The 6,376-nt window shown below is 70.6% G+C and carries 8 protein-coding genes and 1 pseudogene; 7 read left to right on the top strand and 2 right to left on the bottom strand.

Features of this window, described 5'->3' with window-relative positions; translation table 11 throughout:
• The coding region (locus HTZ77_RS44770) for a hypothetical protein (RefSeq protein ID WP_175595896.1) at positions 1–182 on the top strand (182 nt) is incomplete at its 5' end.
• A 97-nt stretch (positions 183–279) separates the two neighbouring features.
• On the opposite strand, the gene rox is transcribed toward HTZ77_RS44770, so the two are convergent.
• On the bottom strand, positions 280–1,731 hold the full coding sequence (rox, locus tag HTZ77_RS44775) for a rifampin monooxygenase (RefSeq protein ID WP_407940653.1): 1,452 nt from the start codon (positions 1,729–1,731) through the stop codon (positions 280–282).
• 413 nt (positions 1,732–2,144) lie between these two features.
• Between rox and HTZ77_RS44780 the strand changes: the two genes are divergently transcribed.
• The 6 genes from HTZ77_RS44780 to HTZ77_RS44805 all read left to right on the top strand — a co-directional run bounded on the left by HTZ77_RS44780 (position 2,145) and on the right by HTZ77_RS44805 (position 6,231).
• Positions 2,145–3,053, top strand: a complete 909-nt coding sequence (locus tag HTZ77_RS44780; RefSeq protein ID WP_235996147.1) for an alpha/beta fold hydrolase — start codon at positions 2,145–2,147, stop codon at positions 3,051–3,053.
• Between the two features lie 100 nt (positions 3,054–3,153).
• A complete protein-coding gene (locus HTZ77_RS44785) occupies positions 3,154–3,870 on the top strand; it encodes an alpha/beta fold hydrolase (RefSeq protein ID WP_268960291.1) in 717 nt (238 codons plus the stop codon).
• A gap of 68 nt (positions 3,871–3,938) precedes the next feature.
• Positions 3,939–4,787 carry an AraC family transcriptional regulator gene (locus HTZ77_RS44790; RefSeq protein WP_175595899.1) on the top strand — a complete coding sequence of 283 codons (849 nt, stop codon included), beginning with the start codon at positions 3,939–3,941 and terminating at the stop codon, positions 4,785–4,787.
• 66 nt (positions 4,788–4,853) lie between these two features.
• Complete coding sequence (locus tag HTZ77_RS44795; protein WP_175595900.1) at positions 4,854–5,432, top strand: PadR family transcriptional regulator; 579 nt, start codon at positions 4,854–4,856, stop codon at positions 5,430–5,432.
• The gene (locus HTZ77_RS48625; protein WP_175595901.1) at positions 5,429–5,755 is read left to right on the top strand and encodes an NAD-dependent epimerase/dehydratase family protein; all 327 of its coding nucleotides are present in this window, start codon (positions 5,429–5,431) and stop codon (positions 5,753–5,755) included. Before HTZ77_RS44795 ends, HTZ77_RS48625 begins: the two co-directional genes overlap by 4 nt.
• A gap of 8 nt (positions 5,756–5,763) precedes the next feature.
• Positions 5,764–6,231, top strand: a complete 468-nt coding sequence (locus tag HTZ77_RS44805) for a hemerythrin domain-containing protein (RefSeq protein WP_175595902.1) — start codon at positions 5,764–5,766, stop codon at positions 6,229–6,231.
• A gap of 13 nt (positions 6,232–6,244) precedes the next feature.
• On the opposite strand, the pseudogene HTZ77_RS44810 reads toward HTZ77_RS44805, so the two are convergent.
• Positions 6,245–6,376: pseudogene (locus tag HTZ77_RS44810) on the bottom strand (integrase core domain-containing protein); the annotation flags it as partial.

Here is a 6,376-nt window from a genome sequence, read left to right on the forward strand (position 1 = left end):
CCTTCAAGGTCCTCATCAAGGAGATGCAGTCGCTGTGCCTCAACGTCGAGGTGCTCTCCAGCGACGGCATGTCCATCGAGATGCGCGACACCGACGAGGACGTCTTCCGCGCGGCGGAGGAGCTCGGCATCGACCTGTCGCGTCGCCCCAACGAAGGGGCGATGAACGTCGAGGAGATCTGACGCTCCGCGGTCGTCCTCCCGCCGTCGCGGCGGGAGGACGACCGCCGGGCGGCCGTCGAGGACGCTCTCACCGGCCTCCTCGGTCGCTCGGGCGAGATCAGCCGGCGGGGTTCTCACCGGCCTCTTCGGTCGCTCGCCTGCCGAACCAGCGGGAGAGGTGGTCGTCCAGGTCCCGCTGATCGTCGCCGATCCAGGCGACGTGGCCGTCGGGGCGTAGCAGGACGCACGGAACGTCCAGTGCGGCGGTGGGATCCGCGAGGTGATCGACCCGGTCCGACCAGCCGCCGACGGTCAGCCGTTCGGTGCGGTCCAGCAGCAGGCCGCGGCCGCGATGCAGCAGACCGTAGAGGCTGCCCTGTTTCACGTCGATGTCGCGCAGGCGGCGGCCGAGCAGGTCGGGGCCTTCGCCGAAGTCGTAGCGGATGCCGACCGCGGTGATCTTCTCGATCAGATGGCGGTTCACCTCGTCGAAGTCCATCAGCTCGGTGAGCAGCCTGCGCACGGCCCGCGCGCCCGGCTCGGTGGAGTGCAGTTCCATCTGGGCGCGGGTGTTGTCCAGCACGTCCTCGGCGACCGGATGGCGTTCGGCCTGGTAGGTGTCCAGCAGCGGTTCCGGCGCCCAGCCGCTGATCTGTGCGGCCAGTTTCCAGCCGAGGTTGACCGCGTCCTGAACGCCCAGGTTGAGGCCCTGTCCGCCGGTGGGTGGATGGATGTGGGCCGCGTCGCCGGCCAGCAGCACCCGCCCGACCCGGTAGCGTTCGGCCAGCCGGGTGGCGTCCCCGAAGCGGGACAACCAGCGCGGGGAGTGCACGCCGAAATCGGTTCCGGCGACGGCGCGCAACTGTCGCCGGAAATCCTCGAGGGTGGGCGGTTCCGCGCGGTCGCTGACTCCCGCGGCGGGGACCACGACGCTGTAGACCCCTTCGCCGAAGGGCCGGAGCCAGAATCGCTGAAAAGTCTCGCCGACTTCGGCCACCTTGGCGGCGATCTCCTCCTGCGGAACGCCCACCTTCATCTCGCCCATCAGCGTCTCGGTGCGCGAGGGCTCGCCGGGGAAACCGACGCCGAGCAGCTTGCGCACCGTACTGCGCGCGCCGTCACAGCCGACGAGGTAGCGCGACCGCAGTCGTTCCCCGCCGGCCAGCTCGACGGTCACCCCCTCGTCGTCCTGCTCGAGGCCGGCGACCGCGCAACCGCGCCGGACCTGCGCGCCGAGCTCGATCGCGTGTTCCGCGAGCAGCCGCTCGATGACCGGCTGCCGGATGCCGAGCAGATAGGCGTACGGGGAGTCCAGGCCCTTGGGCACGGGTTTCGGGATGGCGGCGAAGAGACCGCCGGCCGGACGCCGTCGTCCGTGCCGGAGGATGCGATCCAGCAGTCCGCGCATCGCCATCAGCTCGAGACTGCGCATGTGCAGGCTGACGATGCGGACGAACGACGCGGGCTCGGTCTCCTTCTCCAGAACGAGTACGCGCACGTCGTGCAGCCGGAGTTCGGCGGCCAGCATCGCACCGGTCGGCCCGCACCCGGCAATGATCACATCGAAGATCGTGGGGTGCTGAGAGTGCATAGGTGTTGCCTTTCGGGAGTGCCTTGTCGGCGAGGCGCTCCCGGCGACACCTACGTCAATCGCCCGACCGTGACGGGAAGGGGGAGCACCCACATGGCTACAGCGTTCATGGGTCTCACCTCCTCGGGCGGCGTCACGATCGACTGCAAGCTACAAGCCCGGGCGTCATCCCGTCCAACCCTTTTCCGGCCACGGGTGGATCACGCCAGGCGAGCCGCCTGAGCGGAACATTCGTTCAATACGCCCGCGCGCACCGGCGGCGACAGTTGGCCCATGATGATGTCTCCGGGGCTCGATGACCCCCATGCTTCGACCGCGCCGACCTGCGGTTTCCGTACCGGCAGGCTGGTGTGAGCGGCGCGGTGCGGCGCCGGCGGCGCCTCTGGATCGCCTTGGCTGTCCTCCTCGTCCTCGTCGGGTTGCTCCTCGTGAACGCGGCGGTGGTGAGCGGGCAGAGCGCCGAGGCCAGTGGGAGCCCGACCCTGCCCCTCAAGGGCGGTGACGTCTACGTGCGCCAGGACGGCCCCGCCGACGCCCCGGCACTCGTGCTGATCCACGGGCTCGCCTCGTCGACCCGCTCGTGGGACGCGCTCGTCCCGCTGCTGACCAAGTCCCATCGCGTCATCCGGATCGACCTGCTCGGGCACGGCCGGTCGGCCAAACCGGCCGGCGACGGCTACGGGATGCCGGAGCAGGGACGCCGGGTCGGTGAGGCGATGGACCGGCTCGGGGTCAAGCACGCCGTAGTGGTCGGCCATTCCACCGGTGGCGCGGTCGCCACCGCTCTCGCCGAGCAACGACCCGACCTGGTGACCGCGCTCGCGATCATCGACACCGCGCCCCGCCTGGACGCCGCCGTCTCAAGCGGCTTCCTCGGCGGGCTCCTGGACGACCCCGTCATCGGGCAGCTGCTGTGGCGGCTCCGGACCGACAGCCTGATCCGCAACGCCGCGAGCACCGCGTTCAGCCGTCGCGGCTACCAGATCCCGCAGGCGGTCGTGGACGACGCGCGCGGCATGACCTACCACGCGTTCATCGCGACATCGCAGGACGGCGACGACTACGTGAACCAGCGCGCGCTGCCCGATCGGCTGAGCCCGCTCGGCAAACCGCTGCTCGTGATCTTCGGTAAGGAGGACCAGAGATGGCGATCCTCCTCCGCCGCCGAATACCGCGCCGTTCCGGGCGCGAAAGTCGAGGTGCTGCCCGGCATCGGGCACTCGCCCATCATGGAGGATCCGCCGCGGACCGCCGCGCTCCTCCTGGCCTTCGCCGCGAGCCACACCACTCAGGCGCACTGAACGCATCGATGCACACGACGGAACAAAGGAGATCGCGATGCCGCACACCAGCTCGGATATCTACTGGGAGGAACACGGCCAGGGCCCCGCGACACTCGTCATGTTGCCGGGATTCGGAGCCTCGGCTGATCTCATGACCGGAATCGCGCGACACCTCAGCGGGTTCCGCGTCCTGATCTTCGACTTGCCCGGACATGGTCAGTCCGTCCGCGCGCGGACGGACGGGAGACTGCCCACGCTGGCCGCGACCCTGCACGACGCGATCAAAGACGCGGGCGTCGACGCCTACTGCCTGGTCGGCTATTCCCTGGGCGGCGCGATCGCGATGCGCATCGCGCTCGACCATCCGGACGAGGTGCGGGCGCTGGTGGGTGTCGTTCCGTGGAACGCCGCGGGCACGGATGCCGCGGACGCGGTGATCGCCGGCTTCGACGCCGCGTACGGCGACGCCGAAGTCCTCACGCAAGCCGTGGCGGCGATCTCCCTGGCCCCGTCGAGGACCGCGAGCATGACGAGCAGCATGCTGGCCGTCACCGAACAGATGTGGCACGGCTGGCTGGCCGGCGGAGCGCTGACGAGCCAGGCCGACGAGCTGCCCGAGCTACGCGTGCCGACCTGTTACATCCTCGGCGGGAAGGACGTCGTCGTCGATCAGGCCAAGCAGCTTGACGACGTGCGGCGCATCCCTGGAGGCCGCGCGGTCCTGCTGAGTGACCTCGGCCACCTGTGCGGTCTCGAGGTGCCCGACGTCGTCGCGAACGAGATCTCGAACTTCCTGGAGACGGAGCTGCGCGCCGATCCCGCCGGAAGTCGTTGAGAGGCCGGGACGCCGGGGGAGTACGCGGTGAGATCGATCCCCTCAGCCGGCTCCCCTAGCATGGGACGGTGCGGACGTTCGTGCACGGTGCGGCTGTCTGGGGCGTCGCGTGCCCGCGGCGGCCCAGCCGGGTGGCCGGGGTCACCATGGCCGGGTTCCGTGTCCATGCCCTCGACACGCTCCGGATGGTCCCGCACCCGGCCGTGACGCTGCTCCTGGACTTCGGCTCCGGCTCGCCCGTCCTTGACAGTGCCGCCGGGCCGCAGCGGGGAAGCATGGTCGCCGGGCCCGGCCTCGGGTCCGGCGGCGCGGTCCGGGCGCGGGGAGAGAACGTCGAGTGCGTGCAGGTGCGCCTGTCCCCGGTGATCGCCCGCGCGGTCCTCGGCGCGTCACCGGCCGAGTTGGACGGCGCCGTCGTGCCCCTCGGCGACCTGTGGGGCCGCGAGGCGTCACGGATCCGCGAGCAACTGGGCGATGTCTCGTCGTGGCAGGATCGCTTCGCGTTGACGGACGCGCTGCTCGCCCGCCGGCACGAGGCGGGGCCGCCGGTGGACCCGGAGGTGGCCTGGGCCTGGCACCGGATCGTCAGCAGCCGTGGCCTGGCCCGGGTCGACGGGCTCGCGGCCGAGGTCGGGTGGAGCCGCAAGCGGCTGTGGTCCCGGTTCCGGTCGCAGCTCGGCCTGCCGCCCAAGCGCGCCGTGAAGCTGGTCCGCTTCGACCATGCCGCCCACCGTCTGGTCGCGGGTGAAGGCGCGGCCCACGTCGCGGCCGACGCCGGCTACGCCGACCAGTCCCACCTGCACCGGGACGTCATGGAGTTCACCGGGGCGACCCCCGCGACCATGGCCGGCGAGCCGTTTCTCGCCGTCGACGACATCGCGTGGCCCGGCCGCGGAACACCCGCCAAGCCCATCTAGTCGCGTCGAATCCGCCCGTACTACTCGCGTTTGACTCGCTTCCACTACTCGTGTTTGAGTAGCCGGGTGAGTGACGCACGCATGTTCGTGCTCGGTGCCCTGCTGCGCGGCCCGATGCACGGGCATCAGATCCGCCGGCAGGCGCAACTGGACCGCACCGAGCTGTGGACCGACATCAAGGTGGGCTCGCTGTACGGGGCATTGCACCGGCTGGTCGCCGAGGGCGCGATCGACGTGGTCCGCACCGAACAGGCGGCGGGCCCGGCGCGGACGGTGTACGCGCTCACCCCGGCCGGACGCGAGGAGTTCATCGCGCTGCGCGACCGGACGCTGCGCGAGGTCCGGCTGCGGCCCGACCCGGTGGACCTGGCGCTGCACTACGCCGACGACCTCGCCGAAGAGGACCTGCGGGCCCTGATCCGCGATCGGCGCGACGCGCTGATCGCCCGGCTGGCGGCCTGGCGGCACCAGCGCGAGCAGGCCGAGCCGTATCTGCGCGGGCTGGAGCCGATGACCTTCGACCACACCACGGCACGCCTGCGGGCGGAGATCGCCTGGCACGAGAGCCTGCTGGAGCAGCTCCCGACTCTGCTCGCCGCGAACGACCGCGGCGAAGCGCCGAAAGCGGAAGGACGGCAGGAATGATTCTGGTGACCGGAGCGACCGGTCTGGTCGGACGACACCTCGTCACCACGCTCCGCGAGGACGGCGCCGAGGTCCGCGCGCTCAGCCGCCGCCCCACGACCGCCGACCTCCCGCCCGGGGTGCAGGTGGCCGGCAGATTCGCCGCGGCCGCCGCGCGTACCGGACGGCGACACTCGCTCACCGGGCCGCGCCCGATCATCGACGAGCTCCTGGCCAGGTGGGCCGCGACCGTGGGAGTGTCACCCGCCGTCGAGCAGGTCACCGGGCTGCCCGCCCGGGAGTTCGCACGGTGGGCCGCCGAGCACGCCGACGACTTCCGCTGAGCGCCGTCATGCAGCGCCACCGCATCTTCGCCTGGAAGCGAGAGTTGCAGGCCGTGCACCATCGCCTGGAGAAGGCGCTGGAAGAGGCCCGCAGGGCCATCCGCTCCGGCGAACGCGCCCAGCGCCTCGCGCCTGAACTCCGCGACTTCTGCTACACGTTCTGCTCCGCCCTGGGCAGCCATCACCGCAGCGAGGACAGCGACTTCTTCCCGGCCCTGCTCCAGCAGATGCCCGAGCTGGAGCCCACGATCGCCCGCCTGAGTCGCGAGCATGAGGTCCTCGCGCGCCTCCTCGCCGACTTCCAGATGTGCCTCGACGATCCGCGGTCATCGCCGCGGCAGCTCTTCCAGCAGATCAACGACATCAAGGCCGCGATGAAGGCTCATTTCGGCTTCGAGGAAGGGTCCCTGAACCGGGCGCTCGATGTTCTCGATGCTCCAGAGAGCGACAGGAATCGTATGTTCGGCGACGTCTGACTGATGGCGGAGGCTAGCTGTATTGACCCGCAGGGTTGTTGACGCGGGTGATCGGTGGTTGGCCTCCGAGCGCGGTGTGGCAGCGGTGGTGGTTGTAGGTGTGCAGGAAGTCTTGCAGAGCGGCGGTGCGTTCGTCGTTGCTGGC

The sequence above is a fragment of the Nonomuraea montanisoli genome, from assembly GCF_013363975.1.
Lineage (GTDB): Bacteria > Actinomycetota > Actinomycetes > Streptosporangiales > Streptosporangiaceae > Nonomuraea > Nonomuraea montanisoli.